Origin of the sequence: Pseudomonas oryzihabitans (genome assembly GCF_024652905.1) — a bacterium.
In the GTDB taxonomy this organism is placed as follows: Bacteria; Pseudomonadota; Gammaproteobacteria; order Pseudomonadales; family Pseudomonadaceae; genus Chryseomonas; species Chryseomonas benzopyrenica.
Genome location: NZ_CP102429.1, coordinates 62,210 through 78,554 on the forward strand (window position 1 = coordinate 62,210; position 16,345 = coordinate 78,554).

General features: G+C 61.7%; 18 protein-coding genes. 16 read left to right on the forward strand and 2 right to left on the reverse strand.

The window, feature by feature from the left end:
• The first annotated feature begins 1 nt into the window (after window position 1).
• The 10 genes from NRG74_RS22875 (at window position 2) to NRG74_RS22915 (ending at window position 11,380) form a co-directional block, all read left to right on the forward strand.
• Window positions 2–394 (forward strand): hypothetical protein, encoded by a 393-nt coding sequence (locus NRG74_RS22875; protein WP_007163065.1) that lies wholly within the window; start codon window positions 2–4, stop codon window positions 392–394.
• Between the two features lie 146 nt (window positions 395–540).
• Window positions 541–804: a hypothetical protein gene (locus tag NRG74_RS22880; RefSeq protein WP_007163064.1), complete on the forward strand. Its 264-nt coding sequence runs from the start codon at window positions 541–543 to the stop codon at window positions 802–804.
• A 408-nt stretch (window positions 805–1,212) separates the two neighbouring features.
• Window positions 1,213–1,455 (forward strand): hypothetical protein, encoded by a 243-nt coding sequence (locus NRG74_RS22885; RefSeq protein ID WP_007163063.1) that lies wholly within the window; start codon window positions 1,213–1,215, stop codon window positions 1,453–1,455.
• Between the two features lie 2 nt (window positions 1,456–1,457).
• Window positions 1,458–2,018, forward strand: coding sequence for a hypothetical protein (locus NRG74_RS22890; RefSeq protein WP_257706669.1), 561 nt, complete (start codon window positions 1,458–1,460; stop codon window positions 2,016–2,018).
• Window positions 2,019–2,053: 35 nt separating this feature from the next.
• On the forward strand, window positions 2,054–2,776 hold the full coding sequence (locus NRG74_RS22895; RefSeq protein WP_257706670.1) for a hypothetical protein: 723 nt from the start codon (window positions 2,054–2,056) through the stop codon (window positions 2,774–2,776).
• A 38-nt stretch (window positions 2,777–2,814) separates the two neighbouring features.
• Window positions 2,815–5,478 (forward strand): DEAD/DEAH box helicase, encoded by a 2,664-nt coding sequence (locus NRG74_RS22900; protein ID WP_257706671.1) that lies wholly within the window; start codon window positions 2,815–2,817, stop codon window positions 5,476–5,478.
• Between the two features lie 311 nt (window positions 5,479–5,789).
• Entirely contained in the window at window positions 5,790–7,019 is a 1,230-nt protein-coding gene (locus NRG74_RS22905; RefSeq protein ID WP_257706672.1) for an AAA family ATPase, read from the forward strand.
• Between the two features lie 5 nt (window positions 7,020–7,024).
• A complete protein-coding gene (locus tag NRG74_RS22910; protein ID WP_257706772.1) occupies window positions 7,025–8,044 on the forward strand; it encodes a ParB/RepB/Spo0J family partition protein in 1,020 nt (339 codons plus the stop codon).
• Window positions 8,045–8,237: 193 nt separating this feature from the next.
• Window positions 8,238–10,259, forward strand: coding sequence for a hypothetical protein (locus NRG74_RS24805; RefSeq protein ID WP_437181207.1), 2,022 nt, complete (start codon window positions 8,238–8,240; stop codon window positions 10,257–10,259).
• Window positions 10,256–11,380 (forward strand): hypothetical protein, encoded by a 1,125-nt coding sequence (locus NRG74_RS22915; protein WP_257706673.1) that lies wholly within the window; start codon window positions 10,256–10,258, stop codon window positions 11,378–11,380. The genes NRG74_RS24805 and NRG74_RS22915 overlap by 4 nt, the downstream gene beginning before the upstream one ends.
• A gap of 65 nt (window positions 11,381–11,445) precedes the next feature.
• Here NRG74_RS22915 and NRG74_RS22920 read toward each other — a convergent pair whose 3' ends face one another.
• On the reverse strand, window positions 11,446–12,576 hold the full coding sequence (locus NRG74_RS22920) for a phosphoadenosine phosphosulfate reductase domain-containing protein (protein WP_257706674.1): 1,131 nt from the start codon (window positions 12,574–12,576) through the stop codon (window positions 11,446–11,448).
• A gap of 147 nt (window positions 12,577–12,723) precedes the next feature.
• Here NRG74_RS22920 and NRG74_RS22925 point away from each other — a divergent pair, with 147 nt between their 5' ends.
• From NRG74_RS22925 to NRG74_RS22945, 5 genes are all read left to right on the forward strand, one after another.
• Window positions 12,724–13,308: a hypothetical protein gene (locus NRG74_RS22925; RefSeq protein ID WP_257706675.1), complete on the forward strand. Its 585-nt coding sequence runs from the start codon at window positions 12,724–12,726 to the stop codon at window positions 13,306–13,308.
• Window positions 13,308–13,595, forward strand: coding sequence for a hypothetical protein (locus NRG74_RS22930; RefSeq protein ID WP_257706676.1), 288 nt, complete (start codon window positions 13,308–13,310; stop codon window positions 13,593–13,595). The genes NRG74_RS22925 and NRG74_RS22930 overlap by 1 nt, the downstream gene beginning before the upstream one ends.
• Window positions 13,588–13,998 carry a hypothetical protein gene (locus tag NRG74_RS22935; RefSeq protein WP_257706677.1) on the forward strand — a complete coding sequence of 137 codons (411 nt, stop codon included), beginning with the start codon at window positions 13,588–13,590 and terminating at the stop codon, window positions 13,996–13,998. Before NRG74_RS22930 ends, NRG74_RS22935 begins: the two co-directional genes overlap by 8 nt.
• Window positions 13,999–14,205: 207 nt before the next feature.
• Complete coding sequence (locus NRG74_RS22940; RefSeq protein WP_257706678.1) at window positions 14,206–14,364, forward strand: hypothetical protein; 159 nt, start codon at window positions 14,206–14,208, stop codon at window positions 14,362–14,364.
• 21 nt (window positions 14,365–14,385) lie between these two features.
• Window positions 14,386–15,069 (forward strand): HipA domain-containing protein, encoded by a 684-nt coding sequence (locus tag NRG74_RS22945; RefSeq protein ID WP_257706679.1) that lies wholly within the window; start codon window positions 14,386–14,388, stop codon window positions 15,067–15,069.
• 132 nt (window positions 15,070–15,201) lie between these two features.
• On the opposite strand, the gene NRG74_RS22950 is transcribed toward NRG74_RS22945, so the two are convergent.
• Window positions 15,202–15,783, reverse strand: coding sequence for a hypothetical protein (locus tag NRG74_RS22950; protein ID WP_257706680.1), 582 nt, complete (start codon window positions 15,781–15,783; stop codon window positions 15,202–15,204).
• A 157-nt stretch (window positions 15,784–15,940) separates the two neighbouring features.
• On the opposite strand from NRG74_RS22950, the gene NRG74_RS22955 reads away from it, so the two are divergent.
• Window positions 15,941–16,342 carry a hypothetical protein gene (locus NRG74_RS22955; protein WP_257706681.1) on the forward strand — a complete coding sequence of 134 codons (402 nt, stop codon included), beginning with the start codon at window positions 15,941–15,943 and terminating at the stop codon, window positions 16,340–16,342.
• Window positions 16,343–16,345 lie beyond the last annotated feature (3 nt).

Sequence of the window (16,345 nt, forward strand, 5' to 3'; positions counted from 1 at the left end):
TATGCGTTTTCTCCTGAGCATTGTCTGGACGGCCATGTGCCTCGCCTTCTTCATGAGGCTCGGCTTCGCCCTGCAGATCATGGATCCGGTGGATGTTTTTCTGGACAAGGATCGCTGCGCGGTCGTGAAGTCGTACGGTGCGTCGAGCTGCAAGGTCAGAGGGAGAGCCGAGGGCAACCTCGACGGTACCTGGACCATCACGCTGCCCGAGCCGCCACTGACGATCCAGATGCCGGACGGCCCTATGGCCTATCAGCAGCCGCATTGGCGTCTGCAGGGGGGCAACCTGACCGGCGTCGGACTGTTCGCTGGTCTGGTGATCTCTTCCCTGGCTGGGAACTACCTGATCACCCGGCGCCGCCCTGAGCGCCAGGTTGGCGAGTCACCGGCATGAAGCCAGCGGTGGCTTGGTGACCTAGTCGCGCAGGGCGTTGATGCCTGGCCGAGATCTCCGCGATGTAAGTACCTACCACAGGCCTTAATTGGCCGTTGACCCTATCAAGATGCGAATCCGCATCTGTAGACGTAATGGAGAGTTGAATGGGCATTGAAGGGTTTAAAGCTACGTGGGAAGCCCAGATTCCTGAGCTAAGTGAGCGTATCAAGGCAAACTGGTACCGCCAGCTTGCCGCGGTATCGGCAAGCCCAACGCCAGCCGCAGCCACTGAGGCTGCGCTGGTCGCCAAAGGCTATCTGGTCGGCTTGCTGGATGCAGAGGCCATTGATGAGCCCGCGGCAAGCCTGCTGGGTGGGTATCTCGTGCATATAGAACAGGATGTCATGGCACGCCTCGGCTCTTCGTGAAGCCGGCCGAGCGTCCTCCTTCCGATGCTGAAGGCCACGCAATGTTGACCTGGAAAGAGAAGCGCGATGGCCCGCCCGCCGAGGTGGCCGAGCTTCTCGGAAAGCTGCCGGATGCCGAGTTGGCCAAGCGACTAGGGGTCAACCGACGCTTGATCTGGAAATGGCGCACGGAGCCTGGTGATCTCTTCCCTGGCTGGGAGCTACCTGATCACCCGGCGCCGCCCCGAGCGCCAGGCTGGTGAATCGCCGGCGTGAGGGCGCGCGAAATGCCGGCGATGAAATAACGCAATGCAAGGATGCCTGCTTGGGCGGCTCACTGCGCGCCAGGCGACTTAATGGGTTGGTCGGACGTTTCAACTCTCAAGCCAGCTCCGAACACTAAAATCAGCGATGGTGAACGAGGTACCAATGCTCAACTCAGTGCAGAAAAGACATGTAGCCAAGGTGTTCCCAGAGTCTCGCGAGCAGATGGCTCAATACCTACTCGCTGGCGTCGATGTGGTGATCTATCACCAGACCGAATGCACGCCCGATGTTCCTGCGTTTGCAGTCGCGCCAAAGGACGACATCGAATTCTGGATTGGCTGCTGGGACAGTGCAGAAGTGGCGCAGCGCGAAGCTGAGGCCCTCGGCTTGCACGTCGTGCAGTAACGATGACCTCCCTTTCGGTTGGGTGCCCCTACGTTGTGAAGGCCGCTGAGTTCCTGGCAGGTATCGGCCTCACCGTTCTGTGGCGCCCGGGCGCATCGGGCTTCATCGACCATATCGAGGTCGTTGCCGGGGCGCTGCACCTGGATCCGCGGTGCTCGATCTCGGCACTGCTGCACGAGGCTGGCCACCTGGCGCTGGTGCCGACACCCTACCGCGCGATGCTGTCCGGGGACGTCCACCGCGCGATCGGCAAGGTGTTCGACGACCCGTCGGTATCGGACTTGCCTCCGGATCACCCGACTCTTCGAGCGCTTCTGCAGGCGAGCGACCCAGAAGCCACCGCCTGGGCCTGGGCTGCCGGCCGCCATCTGGGCGTACCGGATGAGCTGATCATCCTGGACAGAGAATACAGCGGCGGCGGCCGCGACATTCGTCTTGCTTTGGCGGCACGTCGCTACATCGGCATCCATGGCTTGATGCACGCCGGTTTCTGCGTCGTCCGCGCTACCCCTTACCGTCCATTGCCTACCTACCCCGAATTCGCGTTCTGGCTCCAACCGTGAAGAGCCGTCCTGCGCGCCCGGCGTCGAACGCCCCGATGTTGACCTGGAAAGAGAAGCGCGATGGCCCGCCCGCCGAGGTGGCCGAGCTTCTCGGAAAGCTACCGGATGCCGAGTTGGCCAAGAGACTGGGGGTCAACCGACGCTTGATCTGGAAATGGCGTACAGAGCGTGAGATTCCGTCGGCTCCGCGCGCTGCCCCAGCGCCGGCGGTCTTGAGCCCTGACCAGGTAGCGCAACTCGGCAAGCGCTCGGATGGCGAGCTGGCGCGCGAGTTCGGGTTCAGCGACTTCCAGATCCAACAGGTGCGCACGCGGCTTGGCGTCCCTCGGCACGTACCGGATCGATCAGAGATGGACGCCATGCTGGGTACCATCACGGACCTGGCGATCGGCTCGACGCTCAGTATCGCTCAACCCGTGGTCAGCAAGTTTCGTCGGGACCGGGGCATTCCGGCGACCCGCGACGCCCTGAACTGGACGGCCGAGTTGCAGGCGCTGCTACCCCTTCTATCTGACGAGGCCTTAGCCGCTCGGGCCGGCTGCGGCGTGGTGCAGATCCAGGCGATCCGCCGCGGCGAGCAGGTGCTTTCGAACAAGACGCCGCTCAGGGAAATCACCGGCCTGCTGGGTACCTGGTCAGATGAGGACCTGGCGGCGCAGCATGGAGGGACCCCTGCCCGCTATGCCAGCGCCCGTCAGCGCCGGGGTATCCCTGTGCGCCGGCGCGCACCTGAAGCACCAGCCGATTCGGTGCGATAATCCCCCCTCCCCTACTACGTCACCGCCGCCCACTACCGATGCAGTTTTCTTCCAGCCTCCTCGCCCCCCACCAGCTCGAAGCCCGCGCCCGCATCCTGGACGGATTCAAGCGGCGCGCCCGGCTACAGGTGCATATGGCGTGCGGAACCGGCAAGACTCGGCTTGCGCAGGGTGTCGCCGCGGCGCTCCATGCCCGCAGCATCGTCATTTTCCTGCCCTCGCTCGCGCTGGTCAGCCAGACGCTGCAGGCCTGGGTCAGCAACGCCGAGTTGGATCTGGAGCGCGTACTGTGCGTCTGCAGCGACGAGAGTGTGGCCACGCTCGACGATGAGCACGAGGTGCTCGAGGATCTACCGGTGGCGGTCACCACCTCCCCTGAAGAGATCGCGCTGAAGGTCGGTACCCTGGGTCGAGACCTGATCGTGCTGTGCACCTACGCCAGTGCCCCTACCCTCGCCCTGGGCTTGCCGCCTGGCTTCGCCTTTGACCTGGGGATTCTCGACGAGGCGCACAAGACAGCCGGCGCCGCCGGCCGGCGGAACAGCTTCGCGCTGAGTGACCACCCTACCCTGCGCATCGACAAGCGCCTCTTCCTTACCGCGACGCCGTTGGCCATCGCCGAGGAGGAAGGTCCGGCCGGGACCGGGCCCACCTACTCCATGACGGACGAGGCCGTCTTCGGTCCCGTCGCCTACGAGCTCAGCTACTCCGCCGCTGTCGCCGCGGGGATCATCTGCGATTTCCGCGTCATCATCTCCGTGGAGGAAGCGGACGACGAGCAGCTCGCCGAAGCGCTGGACGACGAGGAGCGCCGCTACGCGGTGCATGCCCAGGAGCTGCTGCGGGCGATGACAGACGTCGGCGCCCGAAAGGCCTTCGCCTTCTACTCGCGGATCTCGCAGTCGAAGCGCTTCGCCACTGCGCTGCGGGAGGCCGTCGGCGCCGGTGACTTCTGGGCGCGCCACATCGATGGCTCTTTCCCCTCGTGGCAGCGCACGCGGTTGCTGCACCAGTACGGCCGGGCCCCACGCGCAGCGCTGTCTTGCGCACGCTGCCTGGCTGAAGGGGTGGATGTACCGGATACCGACCTCGTTGCCTTCATGCACCGACGGGAAAGTCATGTCGACATCGTCCAGGCGCTGGGCCGCGCCGTGCGCAAGGCGCCGGGCAAGCGCTACGGCTATGTCCTGATACCCCTGCGCCTGAAGCGGAGCTCCGGCGAGTCCCTCATCCAGGCCGTGGCGCGCAGCGACATGTCCACGGTCTGGCGGACCCTGGCGGCGCTTGCCGAGCAGGACGACGCCATGCTCAACGAGGTGCAGCGCGCCGCGGTGGACCAGGGCGAAACCGGACAGCCTGCCTCCCCCGGGTGGTTCGACAAGCTGCACGTCATCGCGCCTGCTGGCCGTCCCGACGCCAGCGCCTGGGCCGCCAGCCTCAAGGCTGTGCTTTCCACTGAGCTCGTTGGGCGGATCGCCGGCAGCTGGCCGCACTTTTACGGGCTCCTGCGCGCGTTCGTGACTGACCGCGGCCACGCCCGGGTCGCGCGCAGCTATCGCACACCGGGTGGGCACACCCTGGGCGCTTGGTGCTCACGCCAGCGCGCGCTCCACCGGCTAGGCCGGCTTGCGCCCAACCGTACCGAGCAGTTGGAGGCCATCGGCTTCGAGTTCGATCCGCGAGAGCATGCCTGGGAGCGAGGGTACGAAGCCTTGCGCAGCTATCTGGCTGACACTGGATCGCCCTCCCCCGCCATCGACGTCGTCACCGCGGACGGGCTCGCCCTGGGCCACTGGTGCAGCGAGCAGCGCAAGGCCTATCGCCTCGGCCGGCTGGCGCCGCGGAAGAAGCGGCTGCTTGAGGCCCTGGGCTTCATCCTGAGCCCCTTCGACGACGCCTGGGAGAAACGGTATCAGGCGCTGATGGCGTTCAAGGAGGAGCATGGCCACCTGCGCGTTGCCCAGCGCCAGGTGCTGGTAGACGGTACCGATCTGGCGGACTGGTGCCGGAATCAGCGCAGCCGTCAGATCGACCTGTCCAGGCGTGATCGGCTGGCCGCCCTGGGCTTCGACTTCGACGCTGGCGTGCTGGATGCCCGCTGGGAAGCCGCCTATACCGCCCTGAAGGAATTCCGGGCACAGCATGGCCACGTGAGCGTGCCGCTCGACTTCATGCTGCCTGATGGGACAGCGCTCGGTACCTGGGTCGGGAATCAGCGCGCGCGCTACCGCGACGGCCAAATGGACCAGCAGCGAATCGAGCTGCTGAACCAGCTGGGCTTTGTCTGGGAGATGTTCGGTGCGGCCTTCGACCAGGGCCTGCAGCACCTGGAGCAGTTTAAAGCCGCGCATGGCCACTGCGATGTGCCGATCGCCTACGTGACTGGCGATGGTTACAAGCTCGGCAGATGGTGTTCGAATCAGCGTACGCGGCTGAAGGACAAACCGGAGGATCCGGACCACGGCCGGCTGCTGGCCGCTGGGTTTTCTTTCGATCCTGCTGAAGCTGCCTGGCAACAGCACTATGCAGCGCTCCAAGACTACCTGGCTGCCAATGCCGGCGCCTCGGTACCGGTGAAGCATGTAACTGCCGACGGGCTGCGGCTGGGTTCGTGGGTGTCTCGGCAGAAAACCCTGCTGAAGGCCGGCAAGCTGGCCGATGCGAAGCATGCTGCACTCCGCCGATTAGGCGTTTTGTCGTAGCAGCCCACGCTGTGCAGTAAAGCCTGCGGGGCGCCGATATTTCGCAGTTCACGCCCTTTAAGGGAGTGAACCTGCCCCCTAACGCATTGAAACTCCTCTCTAATTCGATAGCCGAGACCGCACTCCGCCCGTTTGATGGCATTTTGCCGCTGGAAAGGGGTGCTCTCTGTGTAACTGCGCGCGGCTCGTCATTCCGTGGAGGAACGATCACCTGGCCGTCCGCACACCGTAAAAGATGCTGAATGCACTATTGCGGACTGAACGCTCAAAGAGCATTATTACGCCGTTGACCATTCAAAGCGGAGTGTGGGATGAATAAGCTGTTCGAGCACGTACCGAGTCAGTTGGGCGCAAAAAACGCTGGCGCATTGCTTCGAAGTTTCTCCGAGAAGGGAAACGCAGAGCTGGCCATGCTGCGCACCGACGTCATCAAGCCGGACGAGCAGAAACGTGCCCGCACCTGGTCCCTGGCCGAAGCCGCTCAGCTGATCGACAAGTCGCCCAATACGATACGCGCAGCCGAAGCTGAGATCGTGGCGGCCTTCGAAGCAGGCGACTTGTCTGCCAAGCCGATTCCGAAGGACGAACGCGGTAAGTGGTCCTTTACCCTGGACGACATCAACCGCTACCGCGATCGGTTCGGCTCACGCTACCTCCGACCCGCCGGCTCCAGCTCGATTATCATCGCCGTATCGAACTTCAAGGGTGGCGTCGCCAAGACGACCACTGTCGTTCATCTGGCCCAGAAGGCAGCTATCGAAGGCCTGAGAGTGCTGGTGGTCGATCTTGACCCGCAAGCCTCCAGCACCGTCAACCTCGGCCCCTATATCCCGGATATCGAACTCAGCAGCGAAGATATCATTAACCAGGCGCTGCTGTTGGATCCCCAGGCAATTCGGCGCTGCACTTTCGAATCCTACTTCCCAGGTATCCATCTGATACCGGCGAACTTGAGTTTGCAGGAGCTGGATATCCAGTTGCCTAACCCCGAGATGAACAACTCGGAAAATCTTGGCAGCCCGGTGTTCCGCCTTCGTAATGCGCTCGATGTTGTAAGAGATGAATATGACCTGATTCTTCTCGACTGCGGCCCGAACATGGCGAGCGTATCGCTGAACGCCATGATGGCGGCAAATGGCCTTATTGTGCCGATCCCGCCAGGCACCTATGATTACGCGTCTTTCGTGATGCTTTGCTCCGCTCTGGCCAGCCTGTTTGAGGCAGCAGAAAAGGAATTTGATTACTTGCGCCTGATGATCACCCGTCATCCAGGACCCAAGTTTCAAGCGGCGATGAAGATAGAACAGCGTATTCGCCATCTTTACGGTGACTACGTGTTAAGCAACGTAGTCAATCTTACGGCCGCCATTGAGCGCGCCAACGCGGAACTTTCTTCTGTGTACGACCAAGTTCCGTCGAGATCCACTCGCGACTCTTATCGCCGCGCTGTCGAAATTCTCGATGGCGTCAACGATGAGATTCTTAAAGATTTGAAAACTATTTGGGAACAGCAGGCGCAAGCTGCGGGGAGAGATAAGTGAGTGACATGCCTCGAGCGCCCGGTGTAGCAGGACTGTTCACCGCGCAGCTTGTCGAAGAAAAACAAAAGCAGGCTGCCGCAGGCCCCCGACGTGTTCATCCTGATGCCCAGAGCGTGGGCGGTGACAGCCTGCTTGCGCGGTTTCCTGAGAAACCCAAGGCGCCGCAGCAACCGGAGAGCTCCGACGCGGAACGACAGGCAAATCTAATTCAGGAGATCGATCCGTCTCTTGTAGAGCCGTGGGCGTTTGCTGATCGCCCCGAAGATGAAATGGGCGATCTAGACCAGCTGACGCAAGCCATTCGCGCGGCGGGCCAGGCCGTGCCCGGGCTCGTTCGCCCCCACCCGAGCAAGCCCGGGCATTACGAGCTCATCTTCGGCCTTAGGCGTTGGCTCGTATCCAAGGATCTTGAGCGGCCGTTCTTATGTGTTGTGAAGGAGCTGGACGATAAGTCCGCCTTCGCCGCGATGGAGCATGAGAACAACAATCGGGAGAACCTCTCGAGCTGGGCCAAGGCCAAGTCATATCAGAGAGCCCTGGACCAGGGCGTCTACAAGAATCAGACGTCGCTGGCTGCGGAGCTGGGCCTTCAACGGCAAACGCTCAACAACCTGTTGACCTTCTTCCGGATTCCGCGCGAGCTGATGGATGCGATCGGGCCCATGGGTAAGGTCAGTGTCTTGACCGCTAAAGCCATCGTGGCTCTGGTTAATGACGAGAATCACGGGGAGCGCTACAAGCGCACCCTTATAGAGCTGGCCCCGCGGATCAGATCGGGTGCCATGAGCGACAAGGTTCTGCAGCGGGTAGTGCGCAGCAACCAGGGCGCAGCGGGTGCTGCCAGTGCGATCGAGGTCGTAGGTAAAAGCGGCGAGAAACTTGGAAGCATCCGTCGCACGGAGCGGGGGTCGGTCCAGATCACCTTGTCTTCAAAGCTCAACAGCGACCTAACCCTGGATGACTTGTCGAAGCGAATTGCTGCTTTGCTCGAGCAACAAGGAGATGCTGGCGCCAGTGAAGACTAGACCGTCGGGCAGCGTTGCACGTGGGCGAGCACCTTTTAGGTGGCTCGCCTTTCGTGCTTATAGCGCGCCGATAAGTTGCGTAGTTCAGCGCCGGCGCTGTGCTGATTGGTTAGCGCTGAGCTGCACCAATGAGAGCTCAGTCACCTGGCAGCCGATAGTCTCACTTCGCCCTCCCCTATTGGAGTACGGCGCTTTGATCGCGCAGCCTGTCGGCTCAAGCGTGGTTAAGACTGCATTCGCTCCGTCCTTTGTGAATTTGTCGTATGCATACGACAAAACTGATCTCGTCTCCAGCCAGTGTCGCTTAAGCGCGCTTGGCGTCGACAGTCAGCCGTATGCATACAACAGCTTCGCCTCGCGACATCCGTCCCGACTGACGCTTGGTTCGCCGCGTCCTAAGTTGTCGTATGCATACGACAAAATAGCCGACTGCCTCGAGGAGCCTGCCACGATCGCCCTGGCCGCTTGGGATTTGTCGTATGCATACGACAAGATCGTCTTCGCTTCGGACCTGCGCCAGGCGCCCGATCTGGGCCGCCCGGTTTTGTCGTATGCATACGACAAAATGGTCCGGCGCTCCGCTGGGCGCGATGCCTCCGCCCTGGTGGCTCGGGATTTGTCGTATGCATACGACAAACTGGTCCCGCGTTCTGCTGGACCCGCCGCCTCCACCCTGGTCGGTCAGGTTTTGTCGTATGCATACGACAAAATAGCCGATCGCCTCGATGGGCCGGCCACTTTCAACCCGGAGGCTCGGGATTTGTCGTATGCATACGACAAGATCGGCTCCGCTTCGGACCTGCACCAGACGCCCAATCTGAGTAACTCGGTTTTGTCGTATGCATACGACAAAATGGTCCGGCGCTCCGCAGGGCTCGCTGCCTCTGCCCTGGTGGCTCGGGGTTTGTCGTATGCATACGACAAGATCGTCTCCGCTTTGGACCCGTGCCAGGCGCCCGATCTGGGCCGCCCGGTTTTGTCGTATGCATACGACAAAATGGTCCCGCGCTCTGCCGGGCCCGCTGCCTCCACCCTGGTCGGTCAGGTTTTGTCGTATGCATACGACAAGATCGTCTCCGCTTCAGACCTGCGCCAGGCGCCCGATCTGGGCCGCCCGGTTTTGTCGTATGCATACGACAAACTGGTCCGGCGCTCCGCTGGGCGCGATGCCTCCGCCGTGGTGGCTCGGGATTTGTCGTATGCATACGACAAACTGGTCCTGCGGTCTGCTGGGCCCGCTGCCTCCACCCTGATCGGTCAGGTTTTGTCGTATGCATACGACAAGATCGTCTCCGCTTCGGACCTGCGCCAGGCGCCCGATCTGGGCCGCCCGGTTTTGTCGTATGCATACGACAAAATGGTCCGGCGCTCCGCTGGGCGCGCTGTGTCCGTCCTGGCCGCTCGGGATTTGTCGTATGCATACGACAAACTGGTCCCGCGGTCTGCTGGGCCCGCCGCCTCTACCCTGGTCGATCAGGTTTTGTCGTATGCATACGACAAAATGGTCCTGCGCTCCGTTGGGCGCGATGCCTCCGCCCTGGTGGCTCGGGATTTGTCGTATGCATACGACAAGATCGTCTCCGCTTCGGGCCTGCGCCAGGCGCCCGATCTGGGCCGCCCGGTATTGTCGTATGCATACGACAAAATGGTCCGGCGTTCCGCTGGACGCGCTGCGTCCGTCCTGACCGCTCGGGATTTGTCGTATGCATACGACAGGATCGCCATCACCTCAGACCTGCGCCAGGCGACCAATCTGGGACGCCCGGTTTTGTCGTATGCATACGACAAAATGGTCCGGCGCTCCGCTGGACGCGCTGTGTCCGTCCTGGCCGCTCGGGATTTGTCGTATGCATACGACAAGATCGCCATCACCTCAGACCTGCGCCAGGCGACCAATCTGAGCAGCTCAGTTTTGTCGTATGCATACGACAAAATGGGTGGTCGCTTCGGCGAGCCGGCCACGATCGCCCTGGTCGCTCCGGGTTTGTCGTATGCATACGACAAAGTAGATGGCCTCGCTTGTAGCGAGGCAGCCGTCCCGCGAGGCAGGCCAACCACGATTGGCCTGCCTCGCCAATCTGTGGGCTATGCGTCCGCTCCGCCAGACACAGGCCCACCACCACCACCTCACATAGACCGGCGCCGCCCAATCGGTAGGACGCCCAAAAAACCCGCCACTAGGCGGGTTTTTTTATGCCTAGGAAAAATACGATGACCACCCTATGCACTGTGAATGACCTCTACCATCACAGCAGATCGAAGCCCTTCACTATGATTCCCGTCACCTACCTGAGGCATCTTCAGCGCGTCGCTGAGATCGGGCTTGATAGCTTCGGCATGTGGCTCTCGCTTTACGATCTCTGCAGCAGCAATCCGAATATGGAGCGGGAGATCAGCTGGTCCTTCCTCGCGAAGCGTTTTAACTTTTCCGAGAACACGGCCAAGCGCCTGTGCAAACGCCTGGCCGAGCGGGGATTGCTCGAGGTGGTGGTACGAAGAGCAGAGAACGGTATGAGCCTGCCCAACATCTTCCGCATCAGGCTCAGCGATGTGATCCTCGCCAAACTGAACGCGAGCTGCCCGGATAGGAAGCAGCGTGGAGATGTGCTCGGCAGATTGGTCGAGTCCATCGAGACCCTCGGGGAAGGTAGCCAGACAGAAGGGGAGATCGATCCGGTGCCGGCAGTTCATCAGGATCCGGACGGTCCAGAGCCCACTGCCTTTACCCAAGGCGAGCTCTCCGCTATCAAAGGGCATACAGACCGAATCTCTGCACCGGCTCAGACGTACGGTGACGGCAAGACTATCGATGGTGACGTAGAAAACGGTTGCGATGACGCAAAGCTTGCGTGCGACACGGGGGTAGACGCTGCCACGGTCATCCAGGCAGCCGCTCAGAGAGAAGGGCGCTCGCTCACTGCCATCGAGCGGCTTGCGCTCAGAAGCATCGGCACAAAACCGAAATCAAAAGCGGCCGAGGGGCCGAGCCAACAACCCAAAGGCCAGACCGAGCCACGGGAAGCTGGCAACAAGATGCCCGCGGTGGGGGGACCAAATTCGAAAAATGGGGGGACCAGAATTGCCCCCCAAGAAATAACTCTTCCGAAAGAAAAAACACAAAACGCGTCGTGGCTTTTTTCAATCATGGAAAAGCTTGTGAAGAGCGGTGTCGCCAGTGATCGCATACCCCAGTTGGCCAAAGAGGTTTTTCAAAGCCTGCAGAGTGGCGCGCTTGCCAAGCACCCCACAGCCAAAGCAATCAACATCGCCGCGAAGTTGATCAGGCAGGGCACGTGGACTACGCCAAGACTTTATCTCCCGGCGATGCCGGCCTGATGCTCGCGCAGCAAGCCATGCACGCCTGGGGATTTAGCCGCGCTGGTGGATACTCAGAGTCGCAATCAGAACTCGAACGCAATCTGCGATGCGGCGGGATGGATCAGCCGAATGGGAGCCTCCACGACCTCTTCAGGCTTGCCCGCGTACAGCTCCGCGTAACGAGCCCTGACCTCGGGTCCGGTAGTGCACGCGACGTCGAGCTTCAACAGTCGCGCAACGGTCAGTCGTACGTCAGCGAGCAGGTCTGCTTCCTGAGCGGTGGGGATACAGGTGGGCCATCCCGAGACGTAGTGCAGATGCCGAGGGATGGTCGCTTCTGCGGCTTCGCGTATGCGGCATACCTCTTTTGCGTTTCGAAGCTGCTCCAGCGCTTTGGGGTTGAGCAGGTGAGGCGCAATGTCGCCAAGCCAAGCGCCAGACTGAAACGCGAACGAGGACGTTGCTTCCAGGGCAACCATCCGACGATAGGTGTCCTGATTGCCAACGCAGGTCGCAGAAGCGATGAGGTCCGGTTTGGAAGCCATGATGCAAAACGAGCAGCTCACCCGGCTCATACCGTACCGGGTGTAGGCCTCATGCAGCTCCCGGCCGTGGCCCGCAATTTCTCCCAGGACCTCTGGCAGCGTCCATTCAATGATCGAATTCCACACCAGACCCTGAAAGCCTCGCCGGCTGAGTCGGGTGTCTACCTTGGATACCGGCATCTTGCTGCGGCTGGAGCTTTCCTGGCGACGGATGCCAGTGACGTTGATGATGTCGAGTCCGGGAAATCGCTTCTTGAGGTAGCTGGCGATCACCGCACTCTTGAGCTCCGAGGTGCAGAAGCGCATCGACGGTGTGCTCCAGGGCAGGATCAGCTTGACGCACGACAGGTCAGCGTAGCGACGAACGTTGTTCTCCCAACGGCCCTCCCAGCGCTCCATCATCCCGCCCGCCTCACGGCGAACGACGGCGAGCTCCCAGCCGATCGCACTCGCCAGTTCCTCGCACTTGGGCAGGCTCTGCTCCCACTCCACCGAGCCAAGATCGGCATGGATCAGCAACCGAGGCCCACGGTGGCCAACCTGGTCGAGGTAGGCGGCCGTTGCCAGGGCACAGGCGTCCGAGTCCTTGCCTCCGCTGACGCCGATGGCGACCACGGCATCACGGGAGAGGAGGGCATCGATTTCAGCAGTTCGGGCGACGACAGACATGGGGAGATCCGCAGTTGGAAGGACCTCTGCAGCATCTCCCATTCCCCAGGAATGCAACTTCTGCAAGGCTTGCGTCCATGCGGGATCGCCCTTGCATTCTCAGGAAAGGTGCCAGGGTATTGGGGTACCCCTCATGGACCTGAGACGATGGATATCCGCTACGACGATTTCGTGGAGTTACTCGAGCACCTTGCTCACGCTCCGGAGAAAGACCTGCCGCCAATGACCGTCACGTCGGTGATCAAGAAAGTGCGGGGCACTGGCAATCCGCGGCTGCACTACGCCCGCGGCCACGTGACGGTCACGTTCCAGACGCAGTACGGGCCGTTGCAGATCGGTGAGGCCTGGGTGGCCTACCCAGGCCCGGATAACGATACGACCGACTGGGAAGTGTTCATGGCGGTCGAGCTGCACGAGCAAACCTGGTCATTTGGCACTACCCGTATTGTCGACGAGCACGGCCTCCCGAAACCGGTTGACGCGGGTGAGCTCTGCATAGAGCTGATGGACGCGATCAGTTGGGTCGGCTGGGAGCCCTATGTAGAAGCGACCCTGCCTGCGCGTGAGGCGAGCTGGAACGCGGTCAAGGACCAGTACCCTGATATCCGGGTCGACCCCTGGGGTGCAGGGTGGGGTAAGCCAGGCCGGAAGGGTAGGAAGGGCCGAAAGAGCCGCAGCGGAAAAGGCCGATCAGGCAGAAAATCCGGAACCGCGCGCCGAGGTGGCAGATAATGCGCAGTAGCAACCTGCAGACGATCGATGAGCCGGTGTCCTGTCCGTCCTGCGGAAACCGGGTGCACTTCTTCATCAAACGGCACTACCAAGGTTCAGGCGATTACTTCGTCGACCTGGATGGAGGCACTGCGGACAACACCGACATGTACTCGAACCTGAAGGTCCGCGATGGAAAGATTCTCTACTGCGCCGACTGCGATGAGCCGGTTGCCCAATGGCGCCCGGGTGACCTGGGCAGAGTCCTGTCGGGACGCGTCGGTGAAGAGGGGAGGGGAGATGGATAAGCTAGAGCCTGCAGGCGCCGTCTGGCAGCTGCTCCACCTGGTCTCGCTGGATAAGCCGCCCCAGGGCAAGCCTTGCAACGGATGCGGCCTGTGCTGTATTGCCGAGGTGTGCGACCTCGGCAAGGAGTTGGGCGACGAGGAGCGCTGCCGAGCGTTGATTTCGCTCGGTACCGGCCGTTTCGCCTGCGGGCTAGTGGCCGATCCCTATCGGTATCTGCCGCCGGAGCGGTTGGTACCTTGGCATGCGATCGACCAGCTCGCCCCGGGCGGCCAGGGCGAACAGGCCTTGAAGGCGCATTTCGCCGGCCTGCTGGGCGCCGGCCGCGGGTGTGATGCTGATGACGAGGCGATCCAGGCGTTTCAAGACGAGGCGGATGCAAACCGGCAGCTGCCTCTCCTGTGATGCAGCAGCAGACCCTGGGCGTTAAGCCTTCCCCGCTGTCTCGCACCTAGCCTTGGACCGTCGTTGGGCGAAGCGTACCCGTGACATGAGTCCATGCCGCGGCCCTACACCGCCAGGGTAACCGCCTGGCCCGGGAGGAAGTGGCGCCGAGTGCATTCTGGCGGTACCAGGTCATCGATCTGGGCCCGGACTTCCTTGATCACGCCTATGCGCAAGGTGCCCCTCTTGGGAAACGCCACCGGCGCCGGCGGCAATGCGCCAAAGCTGCTGCTGACCGAGGGCAATCAGGGCGAGCTTTACCTGGACGGGGTGCTTGCTGATGACTTGGCCGCTCGGCACTGGCTCGTCAAATTTCCCCGCAACTAGGGACGTGCAGTCGATCAGGACGTGCTTCGTAGCGAGTACCGCTCCTACCTGGCGCTCGATAGCCTGGGCCTGGAGACGATCTCTGTTGACGGGCTAGCGCTCGAGGAAGGGAGGCAGCCGAGCCTATGGTTGCCTCGCTTCGACCGCCGGCCAGGTGCGGCGGGGCTTGAGCGAGTCGCTGTCGAGTCGATCTATTCGCTGACGGATACGCTGGTGCCCGGGAGCTACCTGGGGCACCTCGACGCTATTGAGGCGCTGGTAAGGGTGTGGCGGGCTTCCGGCCAGGAAGCGGCCATTCCAGGCTTACTCGATGAGTACCTACTGCGAGATCTGCTGAATCAGGTGGTGGGCAACACGGACAATCACGGCCGGAATACCGCCATCCTGCGTGACGGAGAGGGCGTACGGCTGGCACCAATCTACGACCTGGCGCCCATGGTAATGGATGAACAGGGCGTCACCCGGGCGACCAAGTGGCCGGCGCCGGTGGTGCAGGCCGGGGCGATCAACTGGCGGGAGGTCTGCCAGCTGTTGGCGGTATGGGACGAGCCGGAGAGGTTATGGCTCGCGCTGAGGAAAACCGCCGAGCGACTGCGTGCGCTGCCTGACCTCCTGCAGCCGGTGCTGCCGAGGAGTACCTGCGAGCATCCCCGGATCCCGCTGCGGTGGCTAGAGGGTTACCTGCAGAGCGCGGATCTGCGATAGCGAGACCCGGCACCGTACGATGGTAGGTGGGTGCGAGACAACTCGCCGGGCGTGCCGGCGAGAGGGTAAGCAAGAGGACAGGCCCGTGCGACAAGGGCCTGCTGAGGCGGGGGCTGGGGTCGGTCGGAATGGCTAGCTGGCGAAGGCCGCGGCCAGGGCTTTTGCGCGAGCTGAAACCTTCAGCTGCCGCAGCTCGGCGTCTTCGATGGCGAGGGCGCTGATGAGCTCCTCAGCCAGCTGGTCGGCAGTGCTCAGATCTGCCTGGTCGAAGTCCAACTCCAGCTCCTTGTACTTGCTGTACGCGGTGACCTTCGAGGCAATCGCCTGGATGGCGAGAGGCCCGTATGCATCCGGATCCTCTTGGTAGAAGGCGAAGTCGCCGACGGCAAGGTCGCCCGCTTGGCTGTGCGCGCCATAGGCCTCGGCCAGGGTGCGAGCGTAAGCCGCCAACTGGTCATCGCTCGCCGGTGTTGCCGCTTGGCCGGCGAGATCGATGATGACGCCGGCCAGCTGCGCAGCGGTGAGGAGCGCCTCCGGCTCAAACGGGAGGATCTGCTGTTGCTTCGTTGACAGGCCCTTTACCAGGCCATCCTGGCTCATGACTTCGATGGCACCGAAGCGGGAGGGCTCGTCGCGATGGAAGACCAGGCGGCCCGGTACGACGACGATCTGTGCAGTAGCAGTGGTAGGGGAGGGGAGGGTTTCGGTGTTCATGGTGAAGCTCCTTGATGAGATCTGGGCTTACCCTGACACGAGTCGCAAAAACGCAACTGCGGCTGAAGCGCGGACGGTTCGTTGTGCAACCGTATTCGAAAATTCTGAAGGCGAGTGCTATGGTCGAGGAGAACAAAACGATGCATGGTGATTTGCTATGGAAAAACGTCTTACCCTTGACGACTTTGATTTCAGCAAAGTTCGACACGTAGAGCATGATCCAAATTACGTGCCTTATCAGGACGCCACGATATTGCTACGCATCGTCGAAGACGCTTGGGTAGCGTTGTTTCGTGAGGGCAAGGATGGAAGTGCAGAGATGTTGCCCCCCCGGCCTAATCTCTACCAGTACGATGGCGGATATGCGTGGGGCTATTCAGGCTCTGGCCCCGAAAATCTTGCTCACGCAATCGCAGGTCGCATTTATGAATTTGATAGCCTCAAAGATACGGAGGTTATAGGAAAGGCTTACGAGATCCTCGATCATTTTCTTTCGCCGCTAGATAAGGGTAAAGAATATGACTTGCGGGTTGCAGATATAAAGCAGAAAATCGGTTGACGT

Coding starts and splice junctions, on each gene's coding strand:
- NRG74_RS22925 (WP_257706675.1), top strand. CDS start 12,724: ATGGATATCCGCTACGACGATTTCGTGGAGTTACTCGAGCACCTTGCT.
- NRG74_RS22885 (WP_007163063.1), top strand. CDS start 1,213: ATGCTCAACTCAGTGCAGAAAAGACATGTAGCCAAGGTGTTCCCAGAG.
- NRG74_RS22920 (WP_257706674.1), bottom strand. CDS start 12,576: ATGTCTGTCGTCGCCCGAACTGCTGAAATCGATGCCCTCCTCTCCCGT.
- NRG74_RS22875 (WP_007163065.1), top strand. CDS start 2: ATGCGTTTTCTCCTGAGCATTGTCTGGACGGCCATGTGCCTCGCCTTC.
- NRG74_RS22950 (WP_257706680.1), bottom strand. CDS start 15,783: ATGAACACCGAAACCCTCCCCTCCCCTACCACTGCTACTGCACAGATC.
- NRG74_RS22910 (WP_257706772.1), top strand. CDS start 7,025: ATGCCTCGAGCGCCCGGTGTAGCAGGACTGTTCACCGCGCAGCTTGTC.
- NRG74_RS22940 (WP_257706678.1), top strand. CDS start 14,206: ATGCGCAAGGTGCCCCTCTTGGGAAACGCCACCGGCGCCGGCGGCAAT.
- NRG74_RS22930 (WP_257706676.1), top strand. CDS start 13,308: ATGCGCAGTAGCAACCTGCAGACGATCGATGAGCCGGTGTCCTGTCCG.
- NRG74_RS22880 (WP_007163064.1), top strand. CDS start 541: ATGGGCATTGAAGGGTTTAAAGCTACGTGGGAAGCCCAGATTCCTGAG.
- NRG74_RS22905 (WP_257706672.1), top strand. CDS start 5,790: ATGAATAAGCTGTTCGAGCACGTACCGAGTCAGTTGGGCGCAAAAAAC.
- NRG74_RS22895 (WP_257706670.1), top strand. CDS start 2,054: ATGTTGACCTGGAAAGAGAAGCGCGATGGCCCGCCCGCCGAGGTGGCC.
- NRG74_RS22955 (WP_257706681.1), top strand. CDS start 15,941: ATGGAAAAACGTCTTACCCTTGACGACTTTGATTTCAGCAAAGTTCGA.
- NRG74_RS22890 (WP_257706669.1), top strand. CDS start 1,458: ATGACCTCCCTTTCGGTTGGGTGCCCCTACGTTGTGAAGGCCGCTGAG.
- NRG74_RS22935 (WP_257706677.1), top strand. CDS start 13,588: ATGGATAAGCTAGAGCCTGCAGGCGCCGTCTGGCAGCTGCTCCACCTG.
- NRG74_RS22915 (WP_257706673.1), top strand. CDS start 10,256: ATGACCACCCTATGCACTGTGAATGACCTCTACCATCACAGCAGATCG.
- NRG74_RS22900 (WP_257706671.1), top strand. CDS start 2,815: ATGCAGTTTTCTTCCAGCCTCCTCGCCCCCCACCAGCTCGAAGCCCGC.